This window comes from Streptomyces sp. WM4235 (assembly GCF_001279725.1).
In the GTDB taxonomy this organism is placed as follows: Bacteria; Actinomycetota; Actinomycetes; order Streptomycetales; family Streptomycetaceae; genus Streptomyces.
The window spans coordinates 42,494-56,607 of the sequence record NZ_LGDE01000447.1 but is presented as its reverse complement, the minus strand read 5'-3'; the positions used below and the strand labels follow the sequence as shown (position 1 = coordinate 56,607).

The 14,114-nt window shown below is 71.1% G+C and carries 14 protein-coding genes; 9 read left to right on the top strand and 5 right to left on the bottom strand.

Going from position 1 to position 14,114, the window contains the following annotated elements:
* Positions 1-37 precede the first annotated feature (37 nt).
* On the top strand, positions 38-697 hold the full coding sequence (locus ADK55_RS30460) for a class I SAM-dependent methyltransferase (RefSeq protein ID WP_053683276.1): 660 nt from the start codon (positions 38-40) through the stop codon (positions 695-697).
* Between the two features lie 48 nt (positions 698-745).
* Here ADK55_RS30460 and ADK55_RS30455 read toward each other — a convergent pair whose 3' ends face one another.
* The gene (locus tag ADK55_RS30455) at positions 746-1,180 is read right to left on the bottom strand and encodes a GNAT family N-acetyltransferase (protein ID WP_053683274.1); all 435 of its coding nucleotides are present in this window, start codon (positions 1,178-1,180) and stop codon (positions 746-748) included.
* Between the two features lie 200 nt (positions 1,181-1,380).
* Here ADK55_RS30455 and ADK55_RS30450 point away from each other — a divergent pair, with 200 nt between their 5' ends.
* The 5 genes from ADK55_RS30450 to mug all read left to right on the top strand — a co-directional run bounded on the left by ADK55_RS30450 (position 1,381) and on the right by mug (position 6,663).
* Positions 1,381-2,721 carry a hemolysin family protein gene (locus ADK55_RS30450; protein WP_053683272.1) on the top strand — a complete coding sequence of 447 codons (1,341 nt, stop codon included), beginning with the start codon at positions 1,381-1,383 and terminating at the stop codon, positions 2,719-2,721.
* The gene (locus tag ADK55_RS30445; protein ID WP_053683270.1) at positions 2,718-3,737 is read left to right on the top strand and encodes a hemolysin family protein; all 1,020 of its coding nucleotides are present in this window, start codon (positions 2,718-2,720) and stop codon (positions 3,735-3,737) included. Before ADK55_RS30450 ends, ADK55_RS30445 begins: the two co-directional genes overlap by 4 nt.
* Before the next feature lie 93 nt (positions 3,738-3,830).
* Positions 3,831-4,622 carry an SGNH/GDSL hydrolase family protein gene (locus ADK55_RS30440; protein ID WP_053683268.1) on the top strand — a complete coding sequence of 264 codons (792 nt, stop codon included), beginning with the start codon at positions 3,831-3,833 and terminating at the stop codon, positions 4,620-4,622.
* Between the two features lie 71 nt (positions 4,623-4,693).
* Positions 4,694-6,127 carry an adenylosuccinate lyase gene (gene purB / locus ADK55_RS30435; RefSeq protein WP_053683266.1) on the top strand — a complete coding sequence of 478 codons (1,434 nt, stop codon included), beginning with the start codon at positions 4,694-4,696 and terminating at the stop codon, positions 6,125-6,127.
* Positions 6,124-6,663 (top strand): G/U mismatch-specific DNA glycosylase, encoded by a 540-nt coding sequence (gene mug, locus ADK55_RS30430; RefSeq protein ID WP_053683264.1) that lies wholly within the window; start codon positions 6,124-6,126, stop codon positions 6,661-6,663. Before purB ends, mug begins: the two co-directional genes overlap by 4 nt.
* Positions 6,664-6,954: 291 nt before the next feature.
* On the opposite strand, the gene ADK55_RS30425 is transcribed toward mug, so the two are convergent.
* From ADK55_RS30425 to ADK55_RS30415, 3 genes are read right to left on the bottom strand one after another with little or no spacing between them, the layout of a single operon-like run.
* A complete protein-coding gene (locus ADK55_RS30425) occupies positions 6,955-7,392 on the bottom strand; it encodes a hypothetical protein (RefSeq protein WP_053683261.1) in 438 nt (145 codons plus the stop codon).
* 40 nt (positions 7,393-7,432) lie between these two features.
* Positions 7,433-8,185, bottom strand: coding sequence for an ABC transporter permease (locus ADK55_RS30420; RefSeq protein WP_053683430.1), 753 nt, complete (start codon positions 8,183-8,185; stop codon positions 7,433-7,435).
* A gap of 49 nt (positions 8,186-8,234) precedes the next feature.
* Positions 8,235-9,161, bottom strand: coding sequence for an ATP-binding cassette domain-containing protein (locus ADK55_RS30415; RefSeq protein ID WP_053683259.1), 927 nt, complete (start codon positions 9,159-9,161; stop codon positions 8,235-8,237).
* 108 nt (positions 9,162-9,269) lie between these two features.
* On the opposite strand from ADK55_RS30415, the gene ADK55_RS30410 reads away from it, so the two are divergent.
* The 3 genes from ADK55_RS30410 (at position 9,270) to ADK55_RS30400 (ending at position 12,359) form a co-directional block, all read left to right on the top strand.
* Positions 9,270-10,445 (top strand): sensor histidine kinase, encoded by a 1,176-nt coding sequence (locus ADK55_RS30410; protein WP_053683257.1) that lies wholly within the window; start codon positions 9,270-9,272, stop codon positions 10,443-10,445.
* 4 nt (positions 10,446-10,449) lie between these two features.
* Entirely contained in the window at positions 10,450-11,100 is a 651-nt protein-coding gene (locus ADK55_RS30405) for a response regulator (RefSeq protein ID WP_053683255.1), read from the top strand.
* 101 nt (positions 11,101-11,201) lie between these two features.
* Positions 11,202-12,359, top strand: a complete 1,158-nt coding sequence (locus tag ADK55_RS30400; protein ID WP_053683252.1) for an ROK family transcriptional regulator — start codon at positions 11,202-11,204, stop codon at positions 12,357-12,359.
* A gap of 894 nt (positions 12,360-13,253) precedes the next feature.
* On the opposite strand, the gene ADK55_RS30395 is transcribed toward ADK55_RS30400, so the two are convergent.
* Positions 13,254-14,012: a GntR family transcriptional regulator gene (locus ADK55_RS30395; protein ID WP_053683251.1), complete on the bottom strand. Its 759-nt coding sequence runs from the start codon at positions 14,010-14,012 to the stop codon at positions 13,254-13,256.
* Positions 14,013-14,114: the final 102 nt, after the last annotated feature.

Sequence of the window (14,114 nt, the reverse complement as noted above, 5' to 3'; positions counted from 1 at the left end):
ACCCGCACCAGCCGCCACCCCCGCTTGGAGGCCCGCCATGCCCCGCCGATCCTCCGACCCGGTCCACCACCCGCACTTCGCCCGTTTCTACGCCCGCCTCAGCACCGCCGCCGAGACCCGCGGCGGCATCGGCCCGCTCCGCGAGGAACTGCTGCACGGTGTGTCCGGTCGTGTCATCGAGATCGGCGCCGGCAACGGCCTCAACTTCGCGCACTACCCCCGGGCCGTCTCCGAGGTGGTCGCCGTCGAACCGGAGCGCTCCCTGCGCCGACTCGCGGCGGCGGCCGCGCGGCGCGCCGAGGTCCCGGTGGACCTCGTGCCCGGCGTCGCCGAGGCGCTGCCGGTCAAGAGCGAGGCCTTCGACGTGGCCGTGGCCTCCTTGGTGTTGTGCACCGTACGCAGCCTCCCCCGCGCCCTCGCGGAACTGCACCGGGTGCTTCGCCCCGACGCCGAGTTGCGCTTCTTCGAACACGGTCTGGCGCCCGGCCCCGGCATGGCCGCCGTCCAACGGACGCTGGACCGGACCGTCTGGCCCCGGCTCTTCGGCGGCTGTCACACGGCCCGTGACCCGCTCGCCGCGATCGAGGCGGCCGGTTTCCGGATCGTCTCGCACCGCGCGTTCCGGCTGCCGGAACGCGGCCCGGCGCTCCCCACCTCGTACTGCGTCATCGGCTCGGCCCGTCGCGTGGAGGACTAGGAGCCGAGGACCGGGCGTCTCTTCGGGTCCCGTGCCGGTCGCCGACCGCTATGCGGATCGGTGGTCGAGCGGCTTGACCCAGCGGGTCCAGTGGTCCTCGGGGTGGTATCCGGCCGCGTCCCAGGCCCCGTGCGCCCGCTCGTTGCGATCGAGCACCATCGCGTCCGCGCGCCGCCCGCCCAGGGCGACGAACCGCTCCTCTGCGGCGGCGAGCAACGCCGCGCCGATGCCCTGCCGGCGGTGTCCGGGGTGGACGGCGAGTCGGTACAGGTGGCAGCGCCATCCGTCGAAGCCGGCGATGACCGTGCCGACGAGCCCGCCGTCGCGGCGGGCGAGGAGGAGGGCGTGCGGGTCACGGGCGTGGAGCAGCTCGATTCCGGCGAGGTCGTCGGAGATGCTTGTCCCTTCGGCGGCCGTCTTCCAGAAGGCCAGTACCTCGGCGAGGTCTGGCGGGGAGGCGGGTCCGATGTGAAGATCGTCCATGCTCGGGATCCCATCACCCGAGGAACGGGCACCAAAAGTACGATCCCCCTCTTTGCCTTTCCTTTACCATGTGGTCAAGTGTTCCGCTCGAACGACCTGAAAGAAAGGTGTGAGCGTCCGTCCATGGGCGAGCCCCCGGTACCGGCACATCGCGCGACCCCTCTCCTCCTGTCTGATCATGGAACGGAGGTGACCGACCGATGACCGAAGTGCTCCTGCTCATCGTGGCGCTGCTGCTCTGCCTGGCCTGCGGAGTCTTCGTCGCGGCCGAGTTCTCGTTGACGACGGTCGAGCGCAGTGAGCTCGAACGCGCCGTCGAACGCGGCGAACGCGGGGCCGACAGCGCCCTGACAGCCGTCCGGAGTCTGACCTTCCAGCTCTCCGGCGCCCAACTCGGCATCACCGTGACCGGTCTGGTCATCGGCATGCTCTCCAAACCCTCGATCTCGGCCATGCTCCAGGGCCCCTTCGAGGCCATGGGCCTGTCGGCCGCGACAGCCTCCTCCGCCGCCCTGATCGTGGGCACCGTCCTGTCGACCGTCGTCCTGATGGTCGTCGGCGAACTGGTGCCCAAGAACTGGGCCATCTCCTCGCCGCTCGCCATCGCCAAGCGCGTGGCCACCACGCAGCGGGTCTTCAGCCGTACCTTCAAGCCGCTGATCAGCCATCTGAACACCACCGCGAACCACCTCGTCCGCCGATTCGGCCTGGAGCCGGCCGAGGAACTGGCCTCGGCACGCAGCCCTCAGGAACTCGTCGCCCTGGCCCGGCACTCCGCGAAGGCCGGCTCGCTGGAGAAGGACACCGCCGAGCTGTTCGTGCGGACCCTGAACCTGGCCGACCTGACCGCGGAGAACGTCATGACCCCGCGCGTCCAGGTCACCGCCCTCGACGTGCAGACCACCGCCGAGGACGTGGCGAACGCCACCCTGGCCACCGGCCTGTCGCGTTTCCCCGTCTACCGGGGCAGCCTCGACACCGTCGTCGGCACGGTGCACATCAAGGACGTACTGGCGCTGCCCGCCGAGGAGCGACACCGGTACCCGGTGGAGCGCCTGCTGCGCGAGCCGCTGCTGGTCCCCGAGTCCCTGACCGTGGACCGGTTGCTGGACCGGCTGTCGGGCCGGCAGACGATGGCCGTGGTCATCGACGAGTACGGCGGCACGGCCGGTGTGGCGACGCTGGAGGACATCGTCGAGGAGGTCGTGGGCGAGGTCCGCGACGAGCACGACCCGCACGAGACCCCGGACCTGGCCCCGGCCGGCACGGACGCCTCGGGACGGGCCCTGTACTCGGCCGACGGCGCCGCCCGCACCGACCAGCTCCGGCGGATCGGACTGCGGGTGCCGGACGGCCCGTACGAGACGCTGGCCGGTCTCGTGGCCACCGAGTTGGGCCGGATCCCCGCCGTCGGCGACAGCATGGAACTGGACGGCTGGCGGCTCGACGTGGTGGACGCGAGCGGACGTCGGGCCGCGCGGGTGCTCCTGCACACGCCGGTCGAGTCCGCCGACAACGACGGTGCGGAGGAGACCCGATGACCGCCATCCAGTTGTTGATCGGCCTGGCGACGCTGGTCGTGAACGCCTTCTTCGTCGGCGCGGAGTTCGCACTGATCTCGGTCCGGCGCAGTCAGATCGAGCCGTACGCCGAGCAGGGCGACCGGCGCGCCCGCGCCGTGGTGTGGGGCCTGGAACACCTGTCGGCACTGATGGCGGCGGCGCAACTGGGCATCACGCTGTGCACCCTGGTGCTGGGCGTGGTGGCCGAGCCCGCCATCGCCCACCTGCTGACGCCGCTGTTCGACCTGGTCGGGGTACCGGCCGGGCTGACCCACACGATCTCGTTCGTGGTGGCGCTGTCCCTGGCGACGTACCTGCACATGCTGTTCGGCGAGATGCTGCCGAAGAACGTGGCACTCTCCGAGCCGGTGCGCACCGCGTTGCTGCTGGGGCCGCCGCTGGTGACCCTGGCGAAGGCCCTCCGACCGGTGATCTTCGCGATCAACGCCTTCGCGAACGCCCTGCTGCGCCTGCTGCGGGTGGACGTGAAGGACGAGGTCGCGGCGACCTTCTCGGACGACGAGCTGGCCCGCATGGTCAAGGACTCCAGCGACGCCGGACTGATCGACGGCCGCGCGAGCGAGCGACTGCACGACGCCCTGGAACTGGGCCGTCGCCCGGTCACCGATGTGGTGCTGCCGTCGGACCGGGTGGTCCCGGCGCGCGAGGGCATCTCCGCGGCGGGCCTGGAACGGTTGTCCGCCGAGTCCGGTTACTCCCGCTTCCCCGTGATCGACGCGGAGCATCGAATCCTCGGCTACCTGCACGTCAAGGACGCGCTGGACGTGGCCGAGCGGGACGCCCCCTTCCCGCTGTCCGAGCTGCGCCCGATCGCCCAGGTGCGGGCGGAGACCCCACTGGACGACGTGCTGACCGCCATGCGGCGCAGCCGCACCCACCTGGCGGCGGTGCTCGGCAAGGACGGCGTCATGACGGGCCTGGTCACGATGGAGGACGTGCTGCGCGAGCTGTTCGGCAGGCCGGCGTCCACGTGACCGGCGTCTGATGCCCGTGTCCCGGGATCCCGTGCCCCGTACGGCCCCCGACCGAACGGGGCCGGCATACCGCGCGGTATCATCGCTCCCGCCATGGAGATGAATGCGTCTTACACCAGTTTCGTCGCGATCGGTGACTCCTTCACCGAGGGCATGTCCGACCTGCTCCCGGACGGCTCCTACCGCGGCTGGGCCGATCTGCTCGCCGCACGCCTCGCGACCCGCGAGCCGGACTTCCGCTACGCGAACCTCGCGGTCCGCGGGAAGCTGATCGGCCAGATCGCCGGAGAACAGGCGCCCATGGCGGCGGCGATGGGCGCCGACGTGGTGACGCTCGTGGGCGGCCTGAACGACGCGCTGCGACCCAAGGTCGACATGGGCCGGGTACGGGGACACCTGGAGGAGGCCGTGGAACTGCTGGCCCCCTCCTGCAAGACGCTGGTCCTGATGCGTTCGCCGGGGCGCAACGGGCCGGTGATGGATCGTTTCCGCCCCCGCATGGAGGAGCTCTTCGCCATCCTCGACGAGCTCGCCACGCGGCACGACGCGCTGCTGGTGGACCTGTACGGGGCGCCCGTGCTCGCGGACCCGCGCATGTGGGACGTCGACCGGCTGCACCTGACGGCCGAGGGGCACCGCCGGGTGGCGGAGGCCGTCTGGCAGAGCCTGGGATTGCCGCCCGAGGACGAGTGGCGGGCCGATCTCGCTCCCTCGACCGCGGCGAGCTGGCCGGCTCGCAGGACCGAGGACCTCCGGTTCGCCCGGCAGCACCTGCTGCCCTGGATCGGGCGCCGACTGACCGGCCGCTCGTCGGGCGACGGGCGGGCGGCGAAGCGCGGAGAGCTGCTGCCGTACACGCCCTCGGCCACGGATCGGCTCTCGTAGCAAGGCACAATCCGAGGTGGGTCCCCTACCTGCGTAAACGCACAGCGGCGGCCCAAGTAGAATCACTCCACGTGACAGCCAAGCCCCGCATCCCCAATGTCCTGGCCGGCCGCTACGCCTCCGCGGAGCTCGCCGTCCTGTGGTCCCCCGAGTACAAGGTGACGCTGGAGCGGCGGCTGTGGCTCGCCGTGCTGCGCGCCCAGAAGGACCTCGGTATCGAGGTTCCGGACGCCGCCCTCGCCGACTACGAGCGCGTTCTGGAGACGGTCGACCTCGCCTCCATCGCCGAGCGCGAGAAGGTCACCCGGCACGACGTGAAGGCCCGCATCGAGGAGTTCAACGCCCTCGCCGGTCACGAGCACGTCCACAAGGGCATGACCTCTCGCGACCTCACCGAGAACGTCGAGCAGCTCCAGATCCGGCTCTCGCTGGAACTGTCCCGTGACCGCACGGTCGCCGTGCTCGCCCGCCTCGCCAAGCTGGCCGCGGAACACGCCGAGCTGGTCATGGCCGGCCGCTCCCACAACGTCGCCGCACAGGCCACCACCCTGGGCAAGCGCTTCGCCACCGCGGCCGACGAGCTGCTGGTCGCCTACGACCGCCTGGAGAACCTCCTGGAGCGCTACCCGCTCCGCGGGATCAAGGGCCCGGTCGGCACCTCCCAGGACATGCTCGACCTGCTCGGCGGCGACACCGTGAAGCTCGCCGACCTGGAGCAGCGCATCGCCGCCCACCTCGGCTTCGCCCAGGCCTTCACCTCCGTCGGCCAGGTCTACCCGCGCTCGCTCGACTACGACGTGGTCACCGCCCTGGTGCAGTTGGCCGCCGCCCCGTCCTCGATCGCCAAGACCATCCGACTGATGGCCGGCCACGAGCTGGTGACCGAGGGCTTCAAGCCCGGTCAGGTCGGCTCTTCCGCGATGCCTCACAAGATGAACACCCGCTCCTGCGAGCGCGTGAACGGCCTGATGGTCATCCTGCGCGGCTACGCCTCGATGACCGGCGAGCTGGCCGGCGACCAGTGGAATGAGGGCGACGTCTCCTGCTCCGTCGTTCGCCGCGTGGCCCTGCCGGACGCGTTCTTCGCGTTCGACGGTCTGCTGGAGACCTTCCTGACCGTCCTCGACGAGTTCGGCGCCTTCCCGGCGGTCGTCGCCCGTGAACTCGACCGTTACCTGCCCTTCCTCGCCACCACCAAGGTGCTCATGGGCGCGGTGCGGGCCGGAGTGGGCCGCGAGGCCGCACACGAGGTCATCAAGGAGCACGCGGTCGCCTCCGCGCTCGCCATGCGCGAGCAGGGCGCCGAGCGCAACGAACTGCTGGACAAGCTGGCCGCCGACGAGCGGATGCCTCTGGACCGCGCTCAGCTCGACGCCCTGATGGCCGACAAGCTGTCCTTCACGGGTGCGGCCGGCGACCAGGTCGCGACGGTGGTCTCCCGCGTCGAGGCCATTTCCAAGCAGCACCCGGAGGCCGCCGGGTACGCGCCGGGGTCGATCCTCTGACCCCCGACGAGCTTGCCGCCGCCCGCGACCGCGTCCTCCCGGACGTGGTCGCGGGCGGTCTGCGTGTGCTGTTCTGCGGGATCAATCCCGGTCTCCTCTCCGCCGCCACGGGCCACCACTTCGCCCGCCCCGGCAACCGGTTCTGGCCGGTCCTTCACCTGTCGGGCTTCACCCCGCGCCGGCTGGCCCCGGCCGAGCAGGAGGAGCTGCTGACCTACCGGCTCGGCATCACGAACGTGGTGGCCCGTGCCACGGCCCGCGCCGACGAGCTGGACGCCGAGGAGTTCCGTGAGGGCGGTCGGATCCTGACGGCCAAGGTGGAGCTCCTGCGGCCGCAGTGGCTGGCCGTGGTCGGTGTGACCGCCTACCGCACGGCCTTCGGCGAGAGGAAGGCCCGGATCGGCCCCCAGGACCGGACCATCGGCGACACCCGCATCTGGGCCCTGCCCAACCCCAGCGGCCTCAACGCCCACTGGACCGCCGAGTCCATGGCCCAGGAGTACGCCCGACTCCGCGCCGCCACCGAAACCCCCTGACCGAGCCTCGCGAATCCGGGTCCGGGTCCGGGTCGGGGTCGGATCGGGCCGGGCTGGGGCCGCGTTCGGGTCGGTCCGGCTTGGTCCGGGGTCGGGCCGGGTCCGCGTTCGAGGTCGGTCGGGCCAGGCCGATCCGTGTCCGGGTCGATGCGCGGCCGGGTCGATGCGCGTCCGGCAGCGACGGTGACGCCGTCCGGCACGGTGGAGTAGCCGGGGAGTTCTCAGGGCCCGCTCCCTCACCAGTCCCCGACCCGGCAACCAGGTCTCGGGTGTCCCGGTCTCGCATCACCCCTACGGCGGGTCGACCACAGTGACCACGGCCATCAACCTGAAGGGGTCCTCGGTCGCTCTGCGGGCCGCGTAGACCACGAGCCACCGGTCGCCCGCCCGCCAGAGGTGAACGTGATCGGCGTCGTTGGCGAGCTTGTCCCACGGCTCCGGTATCGACTCCCCGTCGAGACCCCGCCGCATCGTCCCGTCCAGAGTGAACACCTGCGGTGTCCCCCAGCGGCCGGTCAAGACCTGCACCAGGGCGCCGTACTCGGCGCTGATCTGGTCACCCGCCTCGATCCGAGCCGACCCGTCGTCCTCCCAGAAGTCCCGGGTCTCCGCGAGTTGGACCAGATGATGGCTCGGGCCACTGCCGTGCCTGTCGAACCGGACCGGATCGGTGGGAAAGGGCTGTCCCCGGAGCCGGTCGATCGTATCGAGATGCTCTGCCGTGGTCATGCCGTCAGTATCTCGGGAGGCACTGACAACTGGCCTGGCGTCATGCTGCCCGACGGCTCACCGCGAGCCAGCCTCCGGCCAGGGCCAGCAGCGACCACAGCGTGGCCACCCCCAGGCCGGTCCAGGGACCGAGTGAGCCGTCCGTCGCCGCCCGCATGACCATCTGACCGGCACGGTCCGGCATGAACTGCCCCGCTCCTCCCGCCACCTGACCGACCACGAAGGGCAGGATCAGCACAAACGGTATGAGCAGGCTCATCACGAGCGTGCCACTGCGCACCAGCGCGGTCAGTCCGGCCGCGAGAAGCGCCATGAGCGTCAGGTAGACCCCGCTCCCGAACACGGCCCTCAGCACGCCCGGGTCACCCAGCCCCAAGGCGTACTTCCCCATGAAGGCCTGTCCGGCGACGAAGGTGACGACGCCGGTGATCTGGCCGATGAGGAACCCGAGTCCGGCGATCATGGCCACCTTGGAGAGATAAAGGCGGGTCCGGTTGGGCACGGCCGTGAGCGAGACCCTCAGGGCTCCGTTGCGAAACTCCCCGGCGAAGACCGTGGTCCCGAAGGCAATGGCGGCTATCTGACCGAAGTTGACTCCGTAGAAGGCACCGAGCAGCCGGTCGTCGCCCATGGCTCCCTCTTCGGCCGTTCCGATCGCGGCGGCGGTGAGCGCCGTGATGCCGGCCGTGGCGAGGAAGACCGCGGTCAGCGAGCCGATGGCCGCTCGGGAGGAACGTATCTTGATCCATTCCGAGTGCAGAACACGGATGTTGGGCAAGGCAGCGGCGGTCATGACATGCGCTCCGATCTCCATCAAGGATGGTATTGGGGGCGGGCGATCCTCAGACGAGGGTCGCCGAGAACTGGGCGCGGGCGGCCGTGAGCTCCAGATAGGCCTGTTCCAAGGAGGCTCGCTCATCCGCGAGTTCGAGCAGGGGTACCCCCTCGCGGGCGGCGAGGCTCCCGATCTGCTCGGCACGTATGCCGTCGACCGTCCAGCACCCGTCCGCGGCGTTGACCGGCTCGAAACCCTCACGGGCCAGCGCCGCTCGCAGCCGATCGGGGTCGGAAGTCCGCAGTCTTGCCCTGGGGGTGCTGCGGGAGTCGATGAAGTCCTTCATCGACAGGTCGGCCAACAACGCGCCCTGCCCGACGACGACCAGGTGGTCGACAAACGAGGCGGTCTCGGCCATGAGGTGGCTGGAGACCAGGACGGTGCGGCCATCGGCGGCGAGAGAGCGCATCAGCTCGCGGATCCAGATGATGCCCTCCGGGTCGAGGCCGTTGGTCGGCTCGTCGAGCAGGAGGACCCCCGGATCGCCCAGCAGCGCGGCGGCCACGCCCAGCCGCTGGCGCATGCCCAGGGAGAACGTCTTGACCCGGTGCCGGGCCACCGAGGCGAGCCCGGCCCGCTCCAACACCGTGTCCACCCGCGCTGCCGCGATGCCGTTGCTGACGGCGAGCGCGAGGAGGTGGTCCCGGGCGGTGCGTCCTCCGTGGGCTGCCTGCGGATCCAGTAGAGCGCCGACCTGGCGCAGCGGGTCTCTCAGGTCGGCGAACCGGATCCCGCCGATGGTGGCGGTGCCGGCCGTGGGCCGGTCGAGCCCGAGCAGCAGGCGCATGGTCGTCGACTTCCCGGCTCCGTTGGGGCCCAGGAAACCGGTGACCCGGCCGGGCAGGACATCGAAGGTGAGGTGGTCCACGACTCGTGTGGTGCCGTAGTCCTTGGTCAGTTCGCGGATCTCGATGCGGTTCGGTTCGCGGTTCATGCCTCAAGATTCACCGCCGGCCCCACACCGTTCCCTCCCCCATGCGAGGGTGGCGTCTCCCCCACGTGGGGGAGACGGAGATGACCTTCGCGCTGCCACGATGGAGCCATGTACCGACTGCTCCGCGCACCGCTGCGACCGGTGACCTACTCCCGCTGGCTGCATCTGTGCGTACCGCTGCTTCTGCTCGCCATCTGGATGTTCGTCAACCCCCGTTGGCCGTGGATGCCGTTGTTGATCGTCATACCGTTCGGGTTCGTGCCGTGGGTGAGGCTGGCCGAGGGACTACAGGCGCAGTTCCTGCTGACCCCGCATGACCGCGGCTCCCCCGACAGCGTCATCGGTACCGCGCCGTCGGCACGGTGGGGAGACCGGTGGCGGACCCTGTTGTGGCTGGAGATACGTCTCGTGGTCGCCGGTGTCGCCATGTTCGCGACCGTCGTGCTTCCGTTGATGGCGGTCGAGTTGATCGCGACCGCGCTCGGGCAGCGGTTGTCCGCGAATCCGACCGTGCCGTTCACCCCGACGCGCTGGATGGCCGCGCTGCTCGCCCCGGTGCCGTTGATCGTACTCATCGTCGTGGTGGTGCTGCTCGGGGAGATGATCACCTCGATCGCCCGTCGGTTGCTGGGGCCTTCGGCGGCCGAGCGCCTCTCCGCGCTGGAGGCCCGGACCGAGCAGTTGTTGGAACGGACCCGCATCGCGAGGGAACTGCACGACTCCATCGGCCACGCCCTGACCGTGGCGGTCATGCAAGCGGGGGCCGCACGGGCAGCCGGCGACCCGGACTTCACCGATCGGGCTCTCCACGCCATCGAGGAGACGGGCCGGGCCGCGCTGGAGGATCTGGAGCGGGTGCTCCTGGTGTTGCGCGAGTCCGCCCAGCCGCCCTCTCAGCGGCCGACGTTGGCGGAGGCGGACCGCTTGCTGGAGTCGGCCCGTGCTTCGGGTGCGGCGGTGGACGCCCGGCTGACGGGGGCACTGGAGAAACTGCCCGGTCCCGTCACCCGGGAGGGTTACCGGATTCTCCAGGAGGCGCTGACGAATGTGCTGCGGCACTGCGGTCCCGTGCCCGTGAGGGTGCGGGTCGAGATGACCACCGACCGACTGGACCTGGAGGTGACGAACCCGCTGTCGGAACGGCCTACCTTCATGCCGGGTGGCGGGAGCGGTCTGCGCGGGATGCGGGAGAGGGCCGCGCTCCTCGGCGGGGAGGCCGAAACCGGTCCGTACGAAGGTGGTTGGAGAGTGTTCGCCCGCCTTCCGCTGGACCGAATACGCTGATCGAATGCCGGTTACCGTACTGCTCGTCGATGACGAACCCCTGGTGCGCGCGGGTCTGCGCGCCGTCTTGGAAGCACAGCCCGACATCACTGTGGTGGGCGAGGCGGCCGACGGGGCCTCCGTGGTTCCGCTCGTCCGGCAGCTGCGACCGGACGTGGTCGCCATGGACGTGCGAATGCCGTTGCTGGACGGGATCGAGGCGACGCGGGCGGTTCTCCGGTCCGTGGACTCACCGCCGAAGATCCTCGTGGTGACGACGTTCGAGAACGACGAGTACGTCTACCAGGCTCTGCGGGCCGGAGCTGACGGCTTCCTGCTGAAGCGGGCCCGACCCTCGGAGATCGTGCACGCGGTCCGACTCGTCGCGGAGGGCGAGACGCTGCTCTTCCCGGCCGCCGTGCGAGCCCTGGCGGCGGAGTACGGAAATCACAAGGCGCGGGCGGTGTTGGAACGGGCCGCGCTGACCGAGCGAGAGGAGGCGGTGCTCCGGTTGATGGCCCGCGGCTTGACCAATGTGGAGATCGCGGCGGAGCTGATCATCGGCACGGAGACCGTGAAGTCCCACGTCAGTGCGATCTTGGCGAAGCTGGGCGCACGCGACCGGACCCAGGCGGTCATCACCGCCTACGAGTCCGGATTCGTCGCCCCGGCTTGACGGGAGGGGCTGATTCCGGCCGATGGGGGGCCACTTCTCGCCGTTGCGGCGAGTGCGCAGTACGATCCGGCTGACAGGGCCGCTAGCTGGGAGGACACACGTTGGGGCAGCTGACCGGCGGGGACCCCTCTCTGCTCCGACGGATCAATTCGGCGGTGGTGCTGCGGGCTCTGCGCGCGGCCGAATCGCCGACCCTCACCGACCTCACACGGGTCACCGGACTCTCCCGGCCGACCGTGGAGGGTGTGGTGGAGGGGCTGATCGGCACGGGGCTCGTGGTGGAGGCCGAAGCCGAGGAGGGCGCGCGTCGACAGGGACGGCCGGCCAGACGGTTCCGTTTCCGGACCGAGGCGGGACATCTGCTCGGCATCGAGATCGGTTCGCACCGGATCGCCGTCCTGCTGTCCGGCCTCGACGGGCGGGTGATCGGCGCGGGCACCAAGGACGTCACCGAGTCCGCTTCGGCCGATGAGCGGCTGGAACGGGTCCGGTCGGCGGTGGCCGATCTGCTGCGGCGCTCCTGTGTGCCACGGGACTCCTTGCGGGCCGTCGGCGTGGGCAGTCCCGGAATCGTGGAGGCTGACGGGACGGTCCGCCTCGGGACCGCCCTGCCGGGATGGACCGGGCTGCCGCTCGGCGAGAGGTTGCGGCGCTCGTTCCGCTGCCCGGTACAGGTGGAGAACGATGCCAACGCCGCGGCGGTCGCGGAGCACTGGAAGGGTGCGGCGCGGGACACGGACGACATGGTGTTCGTGATGGCGGGCCTCAGCCCCGGCGCCGGTTCGCTGATCGGCGGCCGACTGCACCGTGGCTACGGCGGAGCGGCCGGCGAGATCGGCGCGTTGCACCTGCTGGGGCGGGAGGTCACACCGGAGAAGCTGCTGTCGACCACCGGCGAACCGCTGCACCCGCTCGACGAGCCGGCCGTGGCCGAGGTTTTCGCGATGGCCAGGCGGGGGGACTCCCGGGCGGTCGCCGCCGTGGAACGGTTCCTCCAGCGGCTGGTGCACGACGTGGCCGCGCTGGTTCTGGCGATGGATCCGGAACTGGTGGTGGTGGGCGGTTGGGCTGCCGGGCTGGACGGGGTCCTGGAGCCCTTGCGCCGGGAGCTGGAGCGGTACTGCCTGCGCCCGCCTCGGGTGGTGCAGTCTCTGCTCGGCGAGGCGGCGGTGGCCACCGGGGCGCTGCGGCTGGCATTGGACCACGTCGAGGAGGAGCTGTTCGCGGTGGAGAAAACGGTGACGGCCCGGCGCAGCTGACACCGGCGATGTCGACCCGGGCAGCGCGGTGACCCGCCCTCGGGCGGGCACCCCGGCCCCTTGGGGCGTTCCGCCTCGCCCCGATCCGAGCATGTGTTGGGGCGATACCGCGTGCACGCCGGGCGGCTCGGCGTTCGCTTCTGCGCCGCTGCCTTGCGCGCAGCTGCCTTGCGCACCACTGCGGGGCGCGGGGTGACTCCGGCCCGGGACCCTGCCCTGGCCGGCTGCTGCCCGACCGGCCGGCTCGCCGAGCGATCGACCGACCGACCGACCGACTGGCTGGCTGGCTGGCTGGCTGGCTGGCCGAGCGACCCGCTATCCGACCGGCCGAGACAACACGGCTCCGGGCGGCAGTCCGGTCCACGGCGACAGCAGGGCCCCGTTCTCGGCCGCACCCGGCGCGCCAGGGATGCCGAGGCGCCCGGAAGCTCCTGAGGCCGCCAATGCCGCCACCGCTGCCACCGCCGGAACCCTCAACCCACTTGCGCCGGGGAAAACGCCCGAGAGACGAGAACGGCCCGGCGCGCAGGCTCCCCGGGCCATAGTCGTGCGTGCGTGCGGCGTATCTGCCTCGTACGAAGGGTGCGCATCGCGCGACCTAGGTGCCCCGCACAACGGGTGCGCCCCGTACGACGTACGTGCCCCGCACGACGGGCGCGCATCGCGTGACCTACGTGCCCCGCACGACCTACGTGCCCCGCGCGACGTACGTACATCGTGCGACCTGCGTACCGCGTACGACCTGTGTACCCCGTGCGAAAGGGCCCACCATGTCGGGAGAAGCACGCCGCCCCGCAGGCAGGCCGGGCGTCCCGGGGCGATCCCGCCAGGCGTCCAGGCGCGATCCTGCCAGGCGGCCCGGGGCGGTCCTCGTCCCGGGAGAAGCTTTGCGGGTCAGGACGCGGCGCGGGTTTCGGTGATCTCGACTCCCGAGTCGCCGAAGGTCAGGCGGCAGGTGTCGGCACGGTAGGTGGCCACCGCGACGGCGGCCGTGCCGCCGGCGGTGATGTAGCGCGTGGTCACCAGCAGCACCGGGGCGCCGGGCAGCCGGTCGAGTTCCTTGGCATCGTCGGCGCGGGCGGAGCCGAGCTCCACGGAGCGGTCCTGGCCGTCGAGCTCGAGCCGCTGGAGTTCCCGCATCACGGCGCGGGCGCGGGCGGGTCCGGCCGGGGCGTCGATGGCGGAGAGTCCGGGCACGGACTGGGCCGGCACGTACAGCAGCTCGGCGGCCAGAGCCTGCCCCTGGGTGACCCTGGTCCGGCGCACGATGTGTACGGGCTGGTCGGCGGCGAAGTCGGGACCGAGGAGCTTCAGTACGGCGGCCGGCGGCACGGCCTCGACCGCGTCCGTGGCCTCCCAGCCGTCGCCGCTCTCGCCGGGCCAGCTGTGGCCGGTGTCGCCGACGGCGACGCCGACGCGCGGCGGGGCGACGGTGGTGCCGACACCGCGCCGGCGCTGCAGACGGCCTTCGAGTTCGAGCTGTTCCAGAGCCTGCCGCAGGGTGGCGCGGGCGACTCCGAAGCGTGCGGCGAGGTCGCGCTCGTTCGGAAGGATCTCGCCGACGGCGAAGTCCCGGTCGAGCGCTTCGCTGAGGACGGTCTTGAGGTGCCAGTACTTCGGCTCCGGCACCGATTCGAGCTGCGTGGTCCCCACCCTGACTCCTCCTGCAATCGATGCAATCGCCGTGTCCCAGCGGCAGTTCCGCACCGCAGTTCCGCGCCCTTGTTTATTAAAGGTTCCTGCACTATCCCTGCG

What these genes read in the sequence shown, in the direction of transcription:
- ADK55_RS30460 (WP_053683276.1), top strand. Translation starts at nt 38, where the DNA reads ATGCCCCGCCGATCCTCCGACCCGGTCCACCACCCGCACTTCGCCCGT.
- ADK55_RS30455 (WP_053683274.1), bottom strand. Translation starts at nt 1,180, where the DNA reads ATGGACGATCTTCACATCGGACCCGCCTCCCCGCCAGACCTCGCCGAG.
- ADK55_RS30450 (WP_053683272.1), top strand. Translation starts at nt 1,381, where the DNA reads ATGACCGAAGTGCTCCTGCTCATCGTGGCGCTGCTGCTCTGCCTGGCC.
- ADK55_RS30445 (WP_053683270.1), top strand. Translation starts at nt 2,718, where the DNA reads ATGACCGCCATCCAGTTGTTGATCGGCCTGGCGACGCTGGTCGTGAAC.
- ADK55_RS30440 (WP_053683268.1), top strand. Translation starts at nt 3,831, where the DNA reads ATGGAGATGAATGCGTCTTACACCAGTTTCGTCGCGATCGGTGACTCC.
- ADK55_RS30425 (WP_053683261.1), bottom strand. Translation starts at nt 7,392, where the DNA reads ATGACCACGGCAGAGCATCTCGATACGATCGACCGGCTCCGGGGACAG.
- ADK55_RS30420 (WP_053683430.1), bottom strand. Translation starts at nt 8,185, where the DNA reads ATGACCGCCGCTGCCTTGCCCAACATCCGTGTTCTGCACTCGGAATGG.
- ADK55_RS30415 (WP_053683259.1), bottom strand. Translation starts at nt 9,161, where the DNA reads ATGAACCGCGAACCGAACCGCATCGAGATCCGCGAACTGACCAAGGAC.
- ADK55_RS30410 (WP_053683257.1), top strand. Translation starts at nt 9,270, where the DNA reads ATGTACCGACTGCTCCGCGCACCGCTGCGACCGGTGACCTACTCCCGC.
- ADK55_RS30405 (WP_053683255.1), top strand. Translation starts at nt 10,450, where the DNA reads ATGCCGGTTACCGTACTGCTCGTCGATGACGAACCCCTGGTGCGCGCG.